At 70.6% G+C, this 16,350-nt stretch carries 17 protein-coding genes; 8 read left to right on the top strand and 9 right to left on the bottom strand.

The window, feature by feature from the left end; all coding sequences use genetic code 11:
- Positions 1-42: 42 nt before the first annotated feature.
- Complete coding sequence (dnaN, locus tag ACO07H_RS03590; protein WP_422011192.1) at positions 43-1,164, bottom strand: DNA polymerase III subunit beta; 1,122 nt, start codon at positions 1,162-1,164, stop codon at positions 43-45.
- Between the two features lie 169 nt (positions 1,165-1,333).
- Positions 1,334-2,776 carry a chromosomal replication initiator protein DnaA gene (dnaA, locus tag ACO07H_RS03585; protein ID WP_422011657.1) on the bottom strand — a complete coding sequence of 481 codons (1,443 nt, stop codon included), beginning with the start codon at positions 2,774-2,776 and terminating at the stop codon, positions 1,334-1,336.
- 354 nt (positions 2,777-3,130) lie between these two features.
- Here dnaA and rpmH point away from each other — a divergent pair, with 354 nt between their 5' ends.
- From rpmH to ACO07H_RS03555, 6 genes are all read left to right on the top strand, one after another.
- Complete coding sequence (gene rpmH / locus ACO07H_RS03580; protein ID WP_054021782.1) at positions 3,131-3,265, top strand: 50S ribosomal protein L34; 135 nt, start codon at positions 3,131-3,133, stop codon at positions 3,263-3,265.
- 51 nt (positions 3,266-3,316) lie between these two features.
- Complete coding sequence (locus ACO07H_RS03575; protein WP_422011189.1) at positions 3,317-3,811, top strand: ribonuclease P protein component; 495 nt, start codon at positions 3,317-3,319, stop codon at positions 3,809-3,811.
- On the top strand, positions 3,808-4,119 hold the full coding sequence (gene yidD, locus ACO07H_RS03570; RefSeq protein WP_422011187.1) for a membrane protein insertion efficiency factor YidD: 312 nt from the start codon (positions 3,808-3,810) through the stop codon (positions 4,117-4,119). Before ACO07H_RS03575 ends, yidD begins: the two co-directional genes overlap by 4 nt.
- The gene (gene yidC, locus ACO07H_RS03565) at positions 4,112-5,836 is read left to right on the top strand and encodes a membrane protein insertase YidC (protein WP_422011185.1); all 1,725 of its coding nucleotides are present in this window, start codon (positions 4,112-4,114) and stop codon (positions 5,834-5,836) included. The genes yidD and yidC overlap by 8 nt, the downstream gene beginning before the upstream one ends.
- A gap of 199 nt (positions 5,837-6,035) precedes the next feature.
- The gene (mnmE, locus tag ACO07H_RS03560) at positions 6,036-7,433 is read left to right on the top strand and encodes a tRNA uridine-5-carboxymethylaminomethyl(34) synthesis GTPase MnmE (protein WP_422011183.1); all 1,398 of its coding nucleotides are present in this window, start codon (positions 6,036-6,038) and stop codon (positions 7,431-7,433) included.
- 107 nt (positions 7,434-7,540) lie between these two features.
- Positions 7,541-7,720 (top strand): hypothetical protein, encoded by a 180-nt coding sequence (locus tag ACO07H_RS03555; protein ID WP_422011181.1) that lies wholly within the window; start codon positions 7,541-7,543, stop codon positions 7,718-7,720.
- Here the strand turns inward: ACO07H_RS03555 and ACO07H_RS03550 are convergent.
- The 5 genes from ACO07H_RS03550 to ACO07H_RS03530 form a co-directional block, all read right to left on the bottom strand.
- Positions 7,710-8,624 (bottom strand): SMP-30/gluconolactonase/LRE family protein, encoded by a 915-nt coding sequence (locus tag ACO07H_RS03550; RefSeq protein WP_422011179.1) that lies wholly within the window; start codon positions 8,622-8,624, stop codon positions 7,710-7,712. The genes ACO07H_RS03555 and ACO07H_RS03550 overlap by 11 nt on opposite strands.
- Positions 8,614-9,084, bottom strand: a complete 471-nt coding sequence (locus ACO07H_RS03545) for an acyl-CoA thioesterase (protein ID WP_422011177.1) — start codon at positions 9,082-9,084, stop codon at positions 8,614-8,616. The genes ACO07H_RS03550 and ACO07H_RS03545 overlap by 11 nt, the downstream gene beginning before the upstream one ends.
- Positions 9,085-9,142: 58 nt before the next feature.
- On the bottom strand, positions 9,143-10,432 hold the full coding sequence (locus ACO07H_RS03540; RefSeq protein WP_422011175.1) for an AGE family epimerase/isomerase: 1,290 nt from the start codon (positions 10,430-10,432) through the stop codon (positions 9,143-9,145).
- The gene (locus tag ACO07H_RS03535; protein WP_422011173.1) at positions 10,414-10,647 is read right to left on the bottom strand and encodes a DUF2805 domain-containing protein; all 234 of its coding nucleotides are present in this window, start codon (positions 10,645-10,647) and stop codon (positions 10,414-10,416) included. Before ACO07H_RS03535 ends, ACO07H_RS03540 begins: the two co-directional genes overlap by 19 nt.
- Positions 10,648-10,710: 63 nt before the next feature.
- Positions 10,711-11,106, bottom strand: a complete 396-nt coding sequence (locus tag ACO07H_RS03530) for a DUF2177 family protein (RefSeq protein WP_422011171.1) — start codon at positions 11,104-11,106, stop codon at positions 10,711-10,713.
- 185 nt (positions 11,107-11,291) lie between these two features.
- Here ACO07H_RS03530 and ACO07H_RS03525 point away from each other — a divergent pair, with 185 nt between their 5' ends.
- On the top strand, positions 11,292-12,065 hold the full coding sequence (locus ACO07H_RS03525) for an alpha/beta hydrolase (RefSeq protein WP_422011169.1): 774 nt from the start codon (positions 11,292-11,294) through the stop codon (positions 12,063-12,065).
- Positions 12,062-13,855, top strand: coding sequence for a RecQ family ATP-dependent DNA helicase (locus tag ACO07H_RS03520; RefSeq protein WP_422011167.1), 1,794 nt, complete (start codon positions 12,062-12,064; stop codon positions 13,853-13,855). Before ACO07H_RS03525 ends, ACO07H_RS03520 begins: the two co-directional genes overlap by 4 nt.
- A 15-nt stretch (positions 13,856-13,870) precedes the next feature.
- Here the strand turns inward: ACO07H_RS03520 and ACO07H_RS03515 are convergent, their stop codons facing one another.
- Positions 13,871-14,965 carry a transglutaminase family protein gene (locus tag ACO07H_RS03515; RefSeq protein ID WP_422011165.1) on the bottom strand — a complete coding sequence of 365 codons (1,095 nt, stop codon included), beginning with the start codon at positions 14,963-14,965 and terminating at the stop codon, positions 13,871-13,873.
- A gap of 87 nt (positions 14,966-15,052) precedes the next feature.
- Positions 15,053-16,327: an acyl-CoA dehydrogenase family protein gene (locus ACO07H_RS03510; protein ID WP_422011163.1), complete on the bottom strand. Its 1,275-nt coding sequence runs from the start codon at positions 16,325-16,327 to the stop codon at positions 15,053-15,055.
- Positions 16,328-16,350: the final 23 nt, after the last annotated feature.

Below are 16,350 nucleotides of genomic sequence, written 5' to 3'. Positions count from 1 at the left end.
GGGGGTGCAGAACGTTCAGGCATGCAATGCCGGTGCGGAGCGCTAGATCCGCATCGGCATCACGACGTACTTGAAGCCGGTCGTGTCGGGGATGGTCAGCAGCGCGCTGGAGGCGCTGTCGTTGAGGTCGACGCAGACCATGTCCTGGCTCATGTTGGCCAGGGCGTCCATCAAATAGGTGACGTTGAAACCGGTCTCGATCTTGTCGCCGGCGTAGTCGATCTCGATCTCTTCCTTGGCCTCTTCCTGCTCGGCGTTGCTGGACGCGATGGACAGCAGGCCCGGCTCGAAGGTCAGGCGCACGGCCTTGAACTTCTCGCTGGTCAGGATGGCGGCGCGCTGCAGGCTGGCCAGCAGCGGTGCGCGGCCCAGCGTCAGGCGGAACTTGTGGTTCTTGGGGATGACGCGGTTGTAGTCGGGGAACTTGCCCTCGACCAGCTTGGTCACGAACTCCATGCCGCTGAAGCTGAACTTGGCCTGGTTGCCGGCAAAGCGCATCTCGATGACGCCCTCGTCGTCCTGGCCCTTGCCATCCTTCAGCAGGCGCTGCAGCTCCAGCACGGTCTTGCGCGGCAGGATGACTTCCTGCTTGGGGATGTCGGTGTCCAGCTCGGCCTGGGCCAGCGCCAGGCGGTGGCCGTCGGTGGCCACCAGCGTCAGGTTCCTGCCTTCGGCGACGAACAGGATGCCGTTGAGGTAGTAGCGGATGTCGTGCACCGCCATGGCGAAGTGCACCTGGTTGATCAGGCCTTTCAGCGCCTTCTGCGGCACGCTGAACGCGGGGCCGAAGTCCGCCGCTTCCTGCACCAGCGGGAAGTCGTCGGCGGGCAGCGTCTGCAGCGTGAAGCGGCTCTTGCCGCCCTGCAGCGTCATCTTGTTGGCGTTGCTCGTCAGGCTGACGACCTGATCGGCCGGCATGGAGCGCAGGATGTCGATGAGCTTGCGCGCGCCGACGGTGGTGGACAGGTTGCCGGCGTCGCCGTCGAACTGCACCGTGGTGCGCACCTGGATCTCGAGGTCGCTGGTCGTGAGCTCCACCTGGTTGCCGGTCTTGCGGATCAACACATTGGCCAGGATCGGCAGCGTGTGACGCCGCTCGACGATGCCCGACACCGCCTGCAGCGCGGCGAGCACCTGATCCTGGGGAGCTTTCAAAACGATCATGAGGGCCTCTTTGGAGGGATCTTGGGGGGAAATCCGGCTTGGAGCACGCCGAAAAACGCGCGCGCGCGTGAAGCTGCGATTGTCGCCCGGAATGGGTGCCCGGCTGGTCTGGCAGGGTTACCAGGGCCTGCGGGTCAACCCGAGTTTTTCGGGCCGAACGCCGGGCCGGTCAACCCTTCAGGGTCTGCTCCAGCACGTGCAGCTGCTGGTTCAGCTCGGTGTTCTTCTGGCGCTCGCCGCCGATCTTTCGCACAGCGTGCAGCACAGTGGTGTGGTCGCGCCCGCCGAACAGCTCGCCGATCTCGGGCAGGCTCTTTTGCGTCAGCTCCTTGGCCAGGTACATCGCGATCTGCCGCGGCCGGGCGATGCTGGCCGGGCGCTTCTTGGAGTACATGTCGGCGACCTTGATCTTGTAGAAGTCGGCCACCGTCTTCTGGATGTTCTCCACGCCGATCTGGCGGTTCTGGATGGACAGCAGGTCCTTCAGCGCCTCGCGGGCCAGCGTGATGCTGATCTCCTTGTGCGAGAACTTGGCATAGGCCAGCACCTTGCGCAGCGCGCCTTCCAGCTCGCGCACGTTGGCGCGCACGTTCTTGGCGACGAAGAACGCCACGTCCTCGGGCATGGGCGCGCCTTCGGCGATGGCTTTCTTGATCAGGATGGCCACGCGCATCTCCAGCTCCGGCGGCTCGATGGCGACCGTCAGGCCGGCGTCGAAGCGCGAGGTGAGCCGCTCGTCGATGTCCACCAGCCCCTTGGGGTAGGTGTCCGACGTCATGATGATGTGCGCCTTCTTGGCCAGCAGCGCCTCGAAGGCGTTGAAGAACTCCTCCTGCGTGCGGTCCTTGCCGGCGAAGAACTGCACATCGTCGATGAGCAGCAGGTCCAGCGAGTGGTACTTGGCCTTCAACTCGTCGAAGGTCTTGCGCTGGTAGTTCTTGACGACGTCGGAGATGAACTGCTCGGCGTGCAGGTACAGCACGCGGGCATCCGGCCGGTCCTTCAAGAGCGCGTTGCCGACGGCGTGGATCAGGTGGGTCTTGCCCAGGCCCACGCCGCCGTAGATGAACAGCGGGTTGTAGGTCACGCCCGGCGCGCCGGCCACGTGCAGCGCGGCGGTGCGGGCCATCTGGTTGGCGCGGCCGGGCACCAGCGTGTCGAACGTCAGCTGGGGGTTGATGCGGTGCTTGCTGGCGGCCGGCCCCTGCGACGGCAGCATGACCACCGACGCGCTGGGTGCCGCCGTGACCGGTCGCAGCGCGGCGCTGGGTTCGGCCGCGGAAACGACACCGGCGCCGACCGGGGCCGGCATGGCGACCGACGCGGACGACGAGGACTCGCGCGCGGCCAGCGACAGCTCCAGCCGCGTGGGGCGGCCGGCCAGCTCGGTCAGGATGGCCTCGATGCGCGCAGCGTACTGGCGGCGGATCCAGTCGCGCTTGAAATGGTTGGGCACCTTCAGCGTGGCCACCAGCACGCCAGCGGCGTCGCCCACCACGCTGGCCGGTGGCAGCGGGCGGATCCAGGTGTTGAACTGCTGTTCCGGCAGTTCGGTGGCCAGGCGTTCACAGCCGCGCCGCCAGAGATCCGACGCCCAGCCGGCCGAATCCATGTCCTCTGCGCCCGTCTTCAAAGCCTGCACCCCATCCACCCCGTGTTCTTCTTCGCTCATTGTGGAAAACTTGTTCTTGAGCAGCCGGATTGTACGGAACGGAAGCTCCGCAAAGACGGGTTATCCACAGAATTTGAAAGCGGGTCAATCCCTGGCAAACCCGGCTTGAGACGGGCGACTTATTGACCGGCCAGGCCTCATCTGCTGTAATGCCGGGTTTTCGCGCACAAGCGACTGGCTGCGGCCAGGAAACGCGTGCGCTTTTTTCGCCGGGGTCATCTGATGGCACCGGTTTTCTTGCCGGGTGCCAACCGCTGTGCCCAGCCTGCACAAACCCTCTAAAGAGGTTTCCCCATGAAGCGTACCTACCAAGCCTCCAAGACCCGCCGCGCCCGCACCCACGGCTTCCTCGTGCGCATGAAGACGCGCGGTGGCCGCGCCGTCATCGCCGCGCGCCGCGCCAAGGGCCGCAAGCGCCTGGCCGTCTAAGGTCTTGTCGCACAAGGCGGCGCCCCCGGCGCCGCGCCTGCCGGGCTCCCGATGATCGGTCGAATCCAACGCCCGGTGGATTTCGAGCGCGTGCTCGCCCGCCCGAGCCGTGCTCGCAGCGCGCATTTCGCGTTGCACCATCTCTCGGCCGATCTGGCGCCCAGCGCCTGGGCAGCGGCTAAGTTACGCACAGCCCAGGCCGAGTTATCAACAGGCGACGCACAAGCTGCCCACAGCCCTGTGGAACTCGTCCTGCCCGCCGCCACGCCGGGCGGCTGCTGGCTGGGCATGGTCGTGCCCAAACGCCACGCGCGCCGCTCGGTGACGCGCACGCTCTTGAAGCGGCAGATCCGCGCCGCATTTGCGGCAGCGTCCGGCATGCCGCCGGGTTTGTGGGTCGTCCGCTTGCGCTCGCCTTTTGACCGCCAGAAGTTCCCCAGCGCCGCCTCCGACGCGCTGCGCCAGGTCGCGCGCACCGAACTGGCGCAGTTGCTGGACCGCGCGCTGGCGCCGCCCAAGTCGCCCAAACCAGGGACGAGCGCATGACGCCGGGCCTGGCTGCCCGTGTGCTGATGGCCGTCGTGCGCGGCTACCGGCTCATGCTCAGCCCGTGGCTGGGCAATGCCTGCCGGTTCGAGCCGACCTGTTCGCGCTACTCGCTGGCCGCGCTGGAAAAGCATGGCGCGCTGGCCGGCAGCTACCTGACGGTGCACCGCCTCCTGCGCTGCCACCCGTTCTGCGACGGCGGGCACGACGCCGTGCCTGACAATCCGCCGCGCCTGTTTTCCCGCCTCTTGTCCCCGTCCGTCGCGCGCTGCGCGGCGTCTTCCCCGTCCGAGATCTCCCATGACTGATATTCGCCGCACCGTGCTGTGGGTGGTGTTCACCATGTCGCTCGTCCTGCTCTGGGACGGCTGGCAACGTCACAACGGCCGCGCACCGCTGTTCGGCCCCGCGCCGGCGACGCAGGCGTCGGCACCGCCCGCCACGCCGGCATCCGGCGGCGGCGTGCCCGCAGCCACGGTGGCCGGCGCCGCCACAGGCCAGGCGCTGGCCACGGCGGCCGCCGCAGCCGCCCCGTCGGAGAAGATCACCATCCGCACCGACGTGCTGACCGTCACCGTGGACACGCTGGGTGGCGACATCGTCCGCGCCGAGCTGCCCAAGTACCTGACCTCGCCGGACCCGACGGTGACGGACCAGCTGCTGCAGATGGTGCATCTGCAGAAGAAGCCCGAGTTCACACCCGAACCCGTCGTGCTGTTCAACGCAGCCCAGCACTACCGGGCGCAGACCGGCCTGGTCGGCGGCTCAGGCGCGCTGCCCAACCACAACACGCCGATGACGGCGGTGGCCGGCGAGCGCGAGCTGAAGGCCGGCCAGGACCAGGTGCAGCTGCGCCTGGAGTCGGCCGAGGTCGGTGGCGTCAAGCTGATCAAGACCTACACGTTCAAGCGCGGCGCCTACACGGTGGGCGTCACGCACGAGATCGTCAACGCCGGCACCGTGCCGGTCACGCCGCAGGTCTACCTGCAGCTGGTGCGCGACGGCAGCCACGTCACCGGCGGCGCGGCCTTCACGCCCAGCTTCACCGGCCCGGCCGTCTACAACGACAAGAGCAAGTTCCACACGCTCAAGTTCGAGGACATCGACAAGGGCAAGGTCGACATCGAGAAGCAGGCCAACGACGGCTGGGTCTCGATGGTGCAGCATTACTTCGCCAGCGCCTGGCTCGTCAACGAACCCGGCAACCGCGAGTTCTTCGTGCGCAAGCTGCCCGGCCAGCTCGGCGTGCGCGCCGACACCTACGCCACCGGCATGGTGTTCACGCTGCCCGTGCTCGCGCCGGGCGCCAGCACCACGCAGAACGCCACGCTGTTCGCCGGCCCGCAGGAGGAGAACAACCTCTCCAAGCTGGCCCCGGGCCTGGAGCGGGTCAAGGACTACGGCGTGCTGACCATCCTGGCCGAGCCGTTGTTCTGGCTGCTGGACAAGCTGCACGGCTTCATCGGCAACTGGGGCTGGACCATCGTCGCCCTCGTGCTGCTGCTGAAGATCGCGCTGTACAGCCTGAACGCCAGCGCCTACAAGTCCATGGCCAAGATGAAGGCCGTGGCGCCCCGCATCAACGACATGAAGGAGCGCCTGAAGGACAAGCCGCAGGAAATGCAGCAGGAGATGATGAAGATCTACCGCGAGGAGAAGATCAACCCCATCGGCGGCTGCCTGCCCATCTTCCTGCAGATGCCCATCTTCATGGCGCTGTACTGGGTGCTGCTGTCCACCGTCGAGATGCGCCAGGCGCCGTGGATGCTGTGGATCACCGACCTGTCGGTGCGCGACCCCTACTTCATCCTGCCACTGCTGATGATGGCGTCCAGCCTGTTCCAGGTCTGGCTCAACCCGCCGGCCGCGGACCCGATGCAGCAGAAGATGATGTGGATCATGCCGGTGGCCTTCGGCGTCATGTTCTTCGTCTTCCCCGCTGGCCTGGTGCTGTACTGGCTGACGAACAACATCCTGTCCATCGCCCAGCAGTGGATGATCAACAAACGGCTCGGCGTGAACTGATTCACGCGCCCTGCAAGAGCCCCCGCAGCCGGGGGCTTTTTTACGACCGCGCTTCGCAGTTCAATCGCTTCGCGGGGCAGAGAACAACCGGCCGGACGGAACTCACGAGAGCTTTCGAACCCGGCCTCCCCCGCGCCAATGCCTGTGAACAGCCGCTCCGACGAGCGGCTGTTTGCATTTGGGCCGGACAATTGCGCCCATGCTGTCCCGCCACGCCGACCCCATCGCCGCCATCGCCACCGCCCCGGGCCGCGGCGCGGTGGGCATCGTGCGCGTGTCGTCACCGCAAGACCTGGCACCGCTCATCGACGCCGTCTGTGGCCGCACGCTCAAGCCGCGCGAGGCGACCTACCTGCCGTTTCGCGATGCCGCCGGCGGGACCATCGACCAGGGCCTGGCGCTGCACTTCCCGGCGCCGCACTCCTACACCGGCGAGCATGTGCTGGAGCTGCAGGCCCACGGCGGCGCCGTGGTCATGCAGCTGCTGCTCGCGCGCGTCATCGAAGCAGGCGAAGCCCTCGGCGAGCGCACCGGGCACGCCGGCGCGCGGGTTCGTCTGGCCGAGCCCGGCGAGTTCACGCAGCGCGCCTTCCTGAACGGCAAGCTGGACCTCGCACAGGCCGAGGCCGTGGCCGACCTCATCGACGCCAGCACCGAGGCCGCCGCGCGCAGCGCCAGTCGTGCGCTGGGCGGCGCATTGAGCCACGAGGTGGGCGTGCTGCGGGACCAGCTCATCCAGCTGCGCATGCTGGTGGAGGCGACGCTGGACTTCCCCGAGGAAGAGATCGACTTCCTCGAAAAGGCCGACGCCTTCGGCCGGCTGGATCGCCTGACGGCGCAGCTCGCCGCCGTGCAGGCGCGCACGCGCCAGGGCGCGCTGCTGCGCGACGGCCTGAAGGTGGTGCTGGCCGGGCAGCCCAACGTGGGGAAGAGCTCGCTGCTGAACGCGCTGGCGGGCGCGGAGCTCGCCATCGTCACGCCCATCCCGGGCACCACGCGCGACAAGGTCAGCCAGACCATCCAGATCGAAGGCGTGCCGCTGCACATCACCGACACGGCCGGCCTGCGCGACACGACGGCCGACGAGGTGGAACGCATCGGCGTGTCGCGCTCGTGGGACGCGATCCGCGACGCCGATGTCGTGCTGTTCCTGCACGACCTGGGCCGCATGGGCCAGGCGGACTACGAGGCCGAGGACGCGCGCATCCGCGCGCGGCTGACGGCGGTGGACGCGACGCGCATCGTGCAGGTGTTCAACAAGGCCGACCTGGCCGATGCGCCGGCCGCAGAGATCGCGCTGAGCCTGAAGACCGGCGACGGCCTGGCGGCCTTGCGCCAGCGCCTGCTGCAGACCGCCGGCTGGCAGGCCGTGCCCGAGGGCTTGTTCATTGCCCGCGAGCGCCATGTGCAGGCGCTGGCCCGCACGGCCGGGCACCTCGCGCAGGCCCGCGCCATCGCCGAACAGCGCGATGCGGCGCTGGACCTGCTGGCCGAAGAGCTGCGCCTGGCGCACGACGCGCTGGGCGAGATCACCGGCGCGTTCTCGGCGGACGAGCTGCTGGGCGTGATCTTCAGCAGTTTCTGCATCGGCAAGTAGTCCGGGCGCGGCCTTGATGCGTTCTTGACGCACGCGGCCCGAAGCTGGACGCCGGCTTGATAGGCCGCTGCCTAGAGTGGCCCTGTCCCGATGCACGAGGAGGTCGCATGCGACGCCTTCACCACTTCAACCTCTCGCCCGAGGTGACCGAGCCGGTCCGCCGCGTGGCCACACCGCGCAAGCCGCTGCCGGACGCGCTGCCGCCGGACGACATGTGGCGCTCGCGCCGCGTGCTGTCAGGCTCCGACTGGATGGCCGCCTGGGTGCGCAAGCCGATCAATCGTTGAACAGCACCTCGGGCAGGTGCAGCCCCGCGTCGACGGTCATGCCGAACAGGCTGCCCGACAGCGGCCGCGCGGCGATCTGCGCGTGGCTCATCTCCTCGCGGGCTGTCGTCACGAACAACTGGTCGCCCCCCGGGCCGCCCAGCGCCGGGCAGGTGACGTGCGGCGCCGCCACCGCGTGGCGGGACAGCAGCACGCCGTCCGGCGCGTAGCGGGCCACGCTGGCATGGCCCCACTCGGCATTCCACAGGCAGCCTTGCGCGTCGATGGTGGCGCCGTCGGGCCAGCAGTCGGGCACGTCCTTCTGCGCGAACACGCGGGGTGCCGACACCCCGGCCGTTTCAGCGTCGTAGTCGCAGACCATGATGCGGCGCGTCAGCGTGTCGCAGTGGTACATCAGCCGCCCGTCGGGGCTGAAGCAGATGCTGTTGGCGATGGCCACGCCGCCCAGTGCCAGCGGCCGCAGGCCGTGCGTGGCCGAGTACTGGTAGAAGCGGCCGATGGCCTGGCGCGGGCGGGCTTCGTCCAGCGTGCCGAAGACGTAATGGCCGGCGCGGTCGCAGCGGCCGTCGTTGATGCGCGTGGTGGGCAGCAGGGCTTCGACCGGCAGGATGACCTCCAGGTCAGGCAGCACCGCGACGTCGCCGCAGGCCTGCGGGTCGGCCAGCCTCAGCCGCACCAGGCGCTTGGCCATGCCCAGCAGCAGCGCGCCCGAGCGGCAGTGCACGAAGCTGCCCACGCGCTCGGGCAGGCGCAGGCGCAGCGTGTCCGGCGTGCCGGGCGTCCAGGCGTACACCGTGCTGGCCTCGATGTCGGTCCACCACCAGCGGCCGGTGGCGGCATGCCATTGCAGCCCTTCGCCGAGCGTGGCGGTCTGCGGCAGGGCGAGATGGAGTTCAGGGGGCATCGGGCGGGGTCTCCAGGCTGTCGCGGGACCGCTTGCGGGCGACTGCGGCGGCATGGCGGCGCTGCTCGTCGGGCGTGAACGGCCGCAGCGGCGGCACGGCCACGGGCTTGTGGTCGTCACCCACGGCCACCATCGTGAAATAGCAGCTGTTGACATGCCGCGTCACCTGCGTGCGGATGTTCTCGGCCACGACCTTGATGCCCACTTCCATGGACGAGGTGCCGGTGTGGTTCACGCAGGCCAGGAAGGTCACCAGCTCACCGACGTGGATGGGCTGGCGGAAGATGACGCGGTCCACCGACAGCGTGACGACGTAGCGCCCCGCGTAGCGGCTCGCGCAGGCATAGGCCACCTGGTCCAGCAGCTTGAGGATGTTGCCGCCGTGCACGTTGCCGGAGAAGTTGGCCGTGTCCGGCGTCATCAGCACGGTCATCGTCAGTTGGTGGGCGGGCGGGTCCATGGCGGCCTCGTTGGAGCGGGAGGCGACATCGTCGCCGATCGGCGGGCCGCGGCGGGCATCAGGCGGCAGCCGGCCGGGCCGCGGGCAGTGCGCCCGCCAGGCGCAGCGCGGTCTGGTGCAGGCGGGTCATGTGATACGGGTCGGGCTGTTCGTCGCGGCAGTGGCCGCTCTTGCAGGGCAGGGCCACGGCGGCGCGCCAGCCGCCCTGCTCGGCGTCCACGAGCTCGGCCTTGACGAGGCCCAGCGTCTGTTCGTAGCGCCGCCACAAGTCGTTGCGGCCCGTGGCCTGCGCAGCGACGAGCATCGCATGCAGGCACTCGGCCTGTTGCCACCAGCCCTTGCTCGGGTCGGCCTTGGCGCCGTCGGGGAAGGCGCGCTGGCCACAGCCGCCGTCGATCTCGTCGTAGCCGGTGGCCAGCGCATAGGTCAGCACGCGCTCGGCAACCTGCGGGTAGACGGGCGAGACGGCGACGCCGCTGGTCATCAGGTGGCTCCATTCGAACTGATGCCCCAGGTCGATGTAGCCGCCGGCCTCGCGCGTGGGCAGCGGCTGCCAGGCGCCGTCGTACCACTCGGGGATGCGCGCGCCACCGCCCTGCGCCTCGGCCTGGCCCTGCAGCAGCTTGTACGCGGCGAAGTCGCCCAGTTGCCGCGCGCCGGCCAGCGCGGCCTTGTCGCCGGTGGCTTCGTGCAGCAGCAGCAGCGCCTCGAACATGTGCATGACGGGGTTCTGCGTGCGCCCGCCCGGCAAGGGGCGGAAGTCGCGGTTGCACTCGTTGACGAGGCCGCCCGCGGCGTCGAAGAAGCCGGCCTGGATGTCGCGCCAGGCGTGCAGCGCGGCCTCGCGGTGCCGGGCATCGCGCCCCACGCGGTAGAGCTCGGCCAGCGCCAGCAGCGCGAACGCGTGGCCGTAGGCGCGCTTGATGCCGGCCCGCAGGCTGCCATCCGGCGCCACCGTGTGGAAGAAGCCGCCATGCACCGGGTCGCGGAAGTGCGCCAGCAGGAAGTCCGCCCCGCGGCGCGCGAGGTCGAGGTGGCGCGCGTCCTGCGTGATCTCGTGCCCCGCCGCAAAGGCGAACACGAGGCGTGACTGGCCCGTCAGTTCCAGCTCGGGCTGGGGTTGCGGCTGCCAGCGGCGGTCGAACGACAGCTGGAAGCCACCTGCCGACAGCGGCGCGTGCGCCAGCCAGCGCGGCAGCAGGTTGTCGACGAGGTCGGCGCGGTGCCAGGCGGTGTCGATGCGGCTGGCGCCGCGGCCGTTGGACTCGCTGCAACCCGCGCCCAGCGTGGCGCCGGCCGCGCCGAGCAGCGCCAGCGCGCCGCGGCGCGTCAGCGCCCGTGTGGCCACGTCGCCTTGGAGACCGGGCCCTTGGCCGTCTTGCTGCGCGCGGCCCACAGCTTGTAGGCCGGCGGCGTCAGCTCGCGCTTGAGCAAGGCCACCAGCTCGCCATGACCGATGCCATGCTCGATGAGCACGCGGCGGTAGGGCGGTTTGTCGTCCCACGCCGTGGCGATGACGCGCTTGATTTCTTCGGGGCTGAGTCGGGGTGCTGCTTTGGCCATGCGTGGATTGTCACGCCCCGGCGCCGCGAATCCATCCCGCACACCGGGATGCTGCCGGCACCGTCAGGCGAAGCGCTGCGCCACCCAGGCCGCCGCCGCGCCGGTGACCGCGCTGGCGAACGTGCCCCAGGCGGTGTCCACCAGCGCCAGGCGCACCGGCCAGTGGCGCAGCGTGGAGAGGTTGGTGAGGTCGTACACGCCATAGGCCACCAGGCCGACCAGCGCCGCGCGCGCGATCTGTGTGCCCAGCGGCTGGCCGGCCGGGTACAGCGCCAGCGCCACCAGCGCGGCCGGGTAGGCCAGGTAGAACAGCAGCGCCGGCAGCCAGCGGATCTGCGCCACCATCTGCTCGCCCATCTCCTGGCGGTAGAAGTCCTTGGCCAGCACGCCGAGCCAGAGCGCGTCGAGGACGCCCATGACGATCAGCGCGGCGAGATAGGGCTTGAGGGCGGCATTCATGATGGGAGGCGATGTTGCGAGGTGTGCGCCGCCCTGCGTGTAGGAAAGCGCCGCGCTACAGCCGGGCGATTCTGCGGCCCCGGCAATCGTCCTACAGCCGCTGTCGCTGCTTGCTGGCATCGGGCCGCGGGACCGCACCGGAGCATGGCGGCACCGACAAGCAATGCGGCGCTGCCGTGACTGCCATGACATCCTCTTCGCTGCCCCTGAACGCCAAGGCCGCCCTGGTGCCCGGTGCCGCCGCCATCACCCCCCATCGGCGGCCGCCGCTGTCGCTGCTGGCATCCGAGCCCGTGCGCGCCACGCTGGAGGCGCTGCAAGCGCTGAACCTGTGGCGCAAGAAGCCCGCCCAGGTGGGCCAGGGCCGCACGGTGATGCTGTTCCCGGGGCTGGGCACCGACAGCGTGTCGCTGTGGCCGCTGCGCCGCCACCTGGAGCGCGCGGGTTTTCGCGCGCTGGACTGGGGCCAGGGCGTGAACCGCGGCCCGCAGGGCGACGTGGATGCATGGCTGGACCAGCTGGCCGAGGCCGTGCACCAGCGCATCGCACCGGCCGATCAGGCCAGCCTCGTCGGCTGGAGCCTGGGTGGCTTCTACGCACGCGAGCTGGCCAAGCGCCTGCCGGAGCGCGTGCCCCACGTCATCACCATCGGCACGCCGTTCAGTGGCGGGCCGGACGACACCCACGTCGGCTGGCTGTTCCGCCTGCTCAACGGCCGCCACGCGCAGGAGCATCACGCGCTGCGCGACCGCTTGGCCGAGCCGCCGCCGGTGCCCACCATCTCGCTGTACAGCCGCCGCGACGGCGTCGTGTCGTGGCAGGCCTGCATGCACACCGCGCGCTGGCCGCTGGCGCGCGACATCGAGGTGCAGGCCAGCCACCTCGGCATGGGCTGGAGCCCCGAGGTGCTGACGCGCGTGACCGCGCTGCTGGCCATCCGCGCCGGAGCCAAGGCATGAGCGCCGCCGTCATGACCGCCGCGGGCCGCGTGATCCGCGCCGCGGGCCCGCGCGAGGACTCGCCCCGCCCCGCGCCGCCGCCCGCCCAGTTGCCGCCGCGCGAACCGGTGGCGCCGGCCAAGCTGCGCCGCACGCTCAAGCGCGTGTTCGGGCTGGCGGCGCTGCGCCCCGGCCAGTCGGAGGTCATCGCCCGCGTGCTGGCGGGGCAGAACACGCTGGCCGTCATGCCCACCGGCGCCGGCAAGTCGCTGTGCTACCAGCTGCCCGCCGTGCTGGGCGACACGCTGACGGTGGTCATCTCGCCGCTGATCGCGCTGATGAAGGACCAGTGCGACGGGCTGGTCGAGCGCGGCGTGGCCGCGCGGCAGCTGCACTCGGCGCTGGACGCCAACACGCGGCTGCAGACCGAGGCGCTGCTGACGCGCGGCGCCGTGCGTGTGCTGTTCACGACGCCCGAGCGGCTGGCCGACGCACGCACGCTGGGGCTGCTGCAGGAGCAGCGCGTGGGCCTGCTGGTGGTGGACGAGGCGCATTGCATCTCGCAGTGGGGCCACGACTTCCGCCCCGCCTTCAGCGCGCTGCGCGACGCCCGGCGCGCGCTCGGCCGCCCCCCTGTGCTGGCACTGACGGCGACGGCCTCGGCGCCCGTGCAGCGCGAGATCGCCGCGGCGCTGGACATCCCGCGCGACGGCATCCTGTGCCATGGCGTCTACCGCCCCAACCTGTGGCTGGCCGTGGAGCTGCCGCAGACAGAAAGCCAGCGCCGCGCGTTCATCCAGCGCCGGCTGCAGGCACTGCACGAAAGCGGGGCCGGCAGCGCCATCGTCTACTGCGCCACCGTGCGCGAGGCCACCACGCTGCACGGCCAGCTGCGCGAGGCCGACCTGGCCGTGGGCCTGTACCACGGCAAGCTGCCGGCCCGGGAGCGCGTGGCCGCGCAGGAGGCCTTCATGCGCGACGAGACGCGCCTGATGATCGCGACCAACGCCTTCGGCATGGGCATCGACAAGCCCGACATCCGCCTGGTGCTGCACGCGCAGATGCCGGCGTCCATCGAGGCCTATGTGCAGGAATGCGGCCGGGCGGGCCGCGACGGCGAGCGCGCGGACTGCGTGCTGCTGTTCCGCGAGGGCGACCGCGCGCTGCAGCAGTTCTTCGCCGGCGGCCAGGCGCCCAGCCGCGAGGAGCTGGCCGCGGTCTGGCAGGCCCTGGTGAGCCAGACGCCGCAGCGCGGCTGGCTGCCCACCGCGCTGGCCGACATGGTGCGCATGCCGCAACGCCGCCTGGGCCAGGCACTGGCGGCGTTGCGCTCGGTGCGTGCACTGCGCGGCAGCGAGGCCACCGGCCTGCAGCCCACCCGGCGCCGCGAGGCCGGCGCCATCGTCGACGCGGCCGAGGCCGCGGCGCAGCAGCGCCAGCAGAGCGGCCGCGACGGCCTGGATGCGATGGTGCTGTACGCCAAGGCCGGCAACTGCCGCTGGGCAGGCGTGCTGGCGCATTTCGGCGAGACGCTGGACGACGGCGCCAGCCGCTGCGGGCACTGCGACAGCTGCGCGCGCTTCGAGCGGCTGCTGGCCGACGAGCGCGCGGCACCGGCGGCCGTGCCGGACCCGTCGCCCGCGCCACGCGCCGCCCATGCCGCTTTCACCGCGGGCCAGCGCGTGCGCGTGCGCCGCTTTGGCTGGGGCGAGGTGCAACTGTGCAGCGCCGAGGTGGTGCGCATCGCCTTCGCGCGGCACGGCGTGCGCGACATCCACCCGGACTTCGTGCTCGCCAAGGCGCGCGGCTGACCCGCGCCAGCGGCCTCAGCCGCGCGCGGTGACGCTGACGGTGACGCTCATGCCCTCGAAGTCCTCAGGCGCCCCCCACCAGGTGCCGCTCAGCGGCGACACCTCGGCCGCCTCCCGCGCCACGGCCAGCCGGATCAGGTCGGTGCCGCCGATGAGGTTGTTGGTGGGGTCCACCGGGAACCAGCCGCAGTCGGGCAGGTAGACCTGCACCCAGGCGTGCGTCGCGCCGCCGCCGACGTGGGTGACGTCAGGCACCGGCAGCGCGGGCGCGGCGTCCCCCGGCTCGGCGACCGGCAGCGTCATCTCGGCCGCTGCGGCGGGTGCTGTAGGCGCCGCGGTGTCGGGCGGCGTGGCCGTTGCGACAACGTCCGCCGTCGTCAGCGGCGCGATGGTGGCAGCACCTTCGCCCAGCGGCATGGCGGTGGGGTCGGCCGGTGCCGCGGCGGGTGGCGCCATCGGCACCACCGACACCACCGGCGGCGAATACAGGTAGCCCGACACGAAGCGCGCCGCGATGCCCAGGTGGCGCAGTGCGTCGATCATCAGCGTCGCAAAGTCGCGGCACGAGCCGCTGCCCAGCGCCAGCGTCTCGCGCGGCGTCTGCACGCCTTCGGCCTCGCGCGCGGCGTAGGTGAAGCCGCTGCGGATGGCCTGGCACATCTGCGCCACCACGGCACGCGGGCCGCCCCCGTTCTCGGCCGCCTCGGCGAAGGGCTGCGCCCAGGTGCGCAGCACGAGGTTGGGATCGTCGAACGACGGCAGCAAAAAGGGCGTCAGCGACAGCCGCTCTGACATCGAGTAGGGCGGCGGCATCCAGGCCGACTCGCTGGCGGCCGGCTGGTTGAAGCCCTCGGCACCGAGGTGCTCCACCGTGAATCGGCAGACGACCTGCAGCCGCTCGGCCTGCGCGGCCGGCAGCACCAGCGCGACGGAGTTGCCGTAGACGTCGTGCACCAGGTCCACGCGCTGCTCGGTGGGCGTGATGACCAGCTCGGTCGCCAGCACGCGCATGTCGTGCCCGTCGCGCGGGCGGAAGGTGAGCCGGTGCAGACCCAGCTCCACCGGGCGGTGGAAGCGGTATTCGGTGATGTGCTCGATGTCGTAGACCATGGCAGGCTCCTGGCGCCTGTTGACGCTCGACCCGCCATGGTGCCGCATCGGCCGCGCCCGGCGTGCCGGACGGCGCCGCGTCGGCGCTCAGCCGCCGCGCGTGACCGGCATGCGCACGCTGTCGGCCGGCAGCTTCATGTGGCGGGCCAGTTCCAGCTTGGCCAGCGAGTTGCGGTGCACCTCGTCCGGGCCGTCGGCCAGCCGCAAGGTGCGCTGGTGCGCCCACATCATGGCCAGCGGCGTGTCGTCGCTGACGCCCATGCCGCCGAACACCTGGATGGCCCAGTCGATGACCTGCAGCGCCATGTTGGGCGCGACGATCTTGATCATCGCGATCTCGGCCTTGGCGACCTTGTTGCCCACGGTGTCCATCATGTAGGCGGCCTTCAGCGTCAGCAGGCGCGCCTGCTCGATCATGCAGCGCGACTCGGCGATGCGCTCCTGCGTGACGGTCTGCTGCGCGATGGTCTTGCCGAACGCCGTGCGGGCGATGGCGCGCTCGCACAGCAGCTGCAGCGCGCGCTCGGCGGCGCCGATGGAGCGCATGCAGTGGTGGATGCGGCCGGGGCCCAGGCGCCCTTGCGCGATCTCGAAGCCGCGGCCTTCGCCCAGCAGGATGTTGGCGGCCGGCACGCGCACGTTCTTCAGCTCGACTTCCATGTGGCCGTGCGGCGCGTCGTCGTAGCCGAACACGGACAGCGGGCGCAGCACGGTGATGCCGGGCGTGTCGGCCGGCACGACGATCATGGACTGCTGCTCGTGGCGGCCGGCGTCGGGGCTGGTCTTGCCCATGACGATGTAGACGGCGCAGCGCGGGTCGCCGGCGCCACTGCTCCACCACTTGCGGCCGTTGATGACGACCTCGTCGCCGCCATTGCTCGTATCCCGTTCGATGCGGCACTCGATGTTGGTGGCGTCGCTGGACGCGACGGCCGGCTCGGTCATCAGGAAGGCCGAGCGGATCTCGCCGCGCAGCAGCGGCTCCAGCCAGCGGTCCTTCAGCGACTCGGACGCGTAGCGCTCCAGCGTCTCCATGTTGCCGGTGTCGGGGGCCGAACAGTTGAAGACCTCGGGCGCCCAGAACACGCGGCCCATGACCTCGCACAGCGGCGCGTATTCGAGGTTGGACAGGCCCTCGGGCGCGCGGCTGGACTTGGGCAGGAACAGGTTCCACAGACCGGCGGCGCGCGCCTTGGGCTTGAGTTCCTCGATGACCTTCGTCGCCTGCCAGGGGTTGCCGGCGCGGCGGTTGGCGGCCACCTCGTCGAGATAGCGCTTCTCGTTCGGGTAGATGTGCTCGTCGAAGAAGGCGAGCAGGCGCTCGCGCATCTGCGTGACCTTGGGGCTGTAGTCGAAGTTCATGGCCGGCTCCTGGTGGGCTGGCC

This window comes from Roseateles sp. (assembly GCF_965229315.1).
Lineage (GTDB): Bacteria > Pseudomonadota > Gammaproteobacteria > Burkholderiales > Burkholderiaceae_C > Pelomonas.
The sequence above is the reverse complement of the archived record's forward strand: the minus strand, read 5'-3'. Positions and strand labels throughout refer to the sequence as shown.

Excerpts from the sequence above, each read along its gene's own strand:
- dnaN (WP_422011192.1), bottom strand. The coding sequence starts at position 1,164 with ATGATCGTTTTGAAAGCTCCCCAGGATCAGGTGCTCGCCGCGCTGCAG.
- dnaA (WP_422011657.1), bottom strand. The coding sequence starts at position 2,776 with ATGGATTCGGCCGGCTGGGCGTCGGATCTCTGGCGGCGCGGCTGTGAA.
- rpmH (WP_054021782.1), top strand. The coding sequence starts at position 3,131 with ATGAAGCGTACCTACCAAGCCTCCAAGACCCGCCGCGCCCGCACCCAC.
- ACO07H_RS03575 (WP_422011189.1), top strand. The coding sequence starts at position 3,317 with ATGATCGGTCGAATCCAACGCCCGGTGGATTTCGAGCGCGTGCTCGCC.
- yidD (WP_422011187.1), top strand. The coding sequence starts at position 3,808 with ATGACGCCGGGCCTGGCTGCCCGTGTGCTGATGGCCGTCGTGCGCGGC.
- yidC (WP_422011185.1), top strand. The coding sequence starts at position 4,112 with ATGACTGATATTCGCCGCACCGTGCTGTGGGTGGTGTTCACCATGTCG.
- mnmE (WP_422011183.1), top strand. The coding sequence starts at position 6,036 with ATGCTGTCCCGCCACGCCGACCCCATCGCCGCCATCGCCACCGCCCCG.
- ACO07H_RS03555 (WP_422011181.1), top strand. The coding sequence starts at position 7,541 with ATGCGACGCCTTCACCACTTCAACCTCTCGCCCGAGGTGACCGAGCCG.
- ACO07H_RS03550 (WP_422011179.1), bottom strand. The coding sequence starts at position 8,624 with ATGCCCCCTGAACTCCATCTCGCCCTGCCGCAGACCGCCACGCTCGGC.
- ACO07H_RS03545 (WP_422011177.1), bottom strand. The coding sequence starts at position 9,084 with ATGGACCCGCCCGCCCACCAACTGACGATGACCGTGCTGATGACGCCG.
- ACO07H_RS03535 (WP_422011173.1), bottom strand. The coding sequence starts at position 10,647 with ATGGCCAAAGCAGCACCCCGACTCAGCCCCGAAGAAATCAAGCGCGTC.
- ACO07H_RS03530 (WP_422011171.1), bottom strand. The coding sequence starts at position 11,106 with ATGAATGCCGCCCTCAAGCCCTATCTCGCCGCGCTGATCGTCATGGGC.
- ACO07H_RS03525 (WP_422011169.1), top strand. The coding sequence starts at position 11,292 with ATGACATCCTCTTCGCTGCCCCTGAACGCCAAGGCCGCCCTGGTGCCC.
- ACO07H_RS03520 (WP_422011167.1), top strand. The coding sequence starts at position 12,062 with ATGAGCGCCGCCGTCATGACCGCCGCGGGCCGCGTGATCCGCGCCGCG.
- ACO07H_RS03515 (WP_422011165.1), bottom strand. The coding sequence starts at position 14,965 with ATGGTCTACGACATCGAGCACATCACCGAATACCGCTTCCACCGCCCG.
- ACO07H_RS03510 (WP_422011163.1), bottom strand. The coding sequence starts at position 16,327 with ATGAACTTCGACTACAGCCCCAAGGTCACGCAGATGCGCGAGCGCCTG.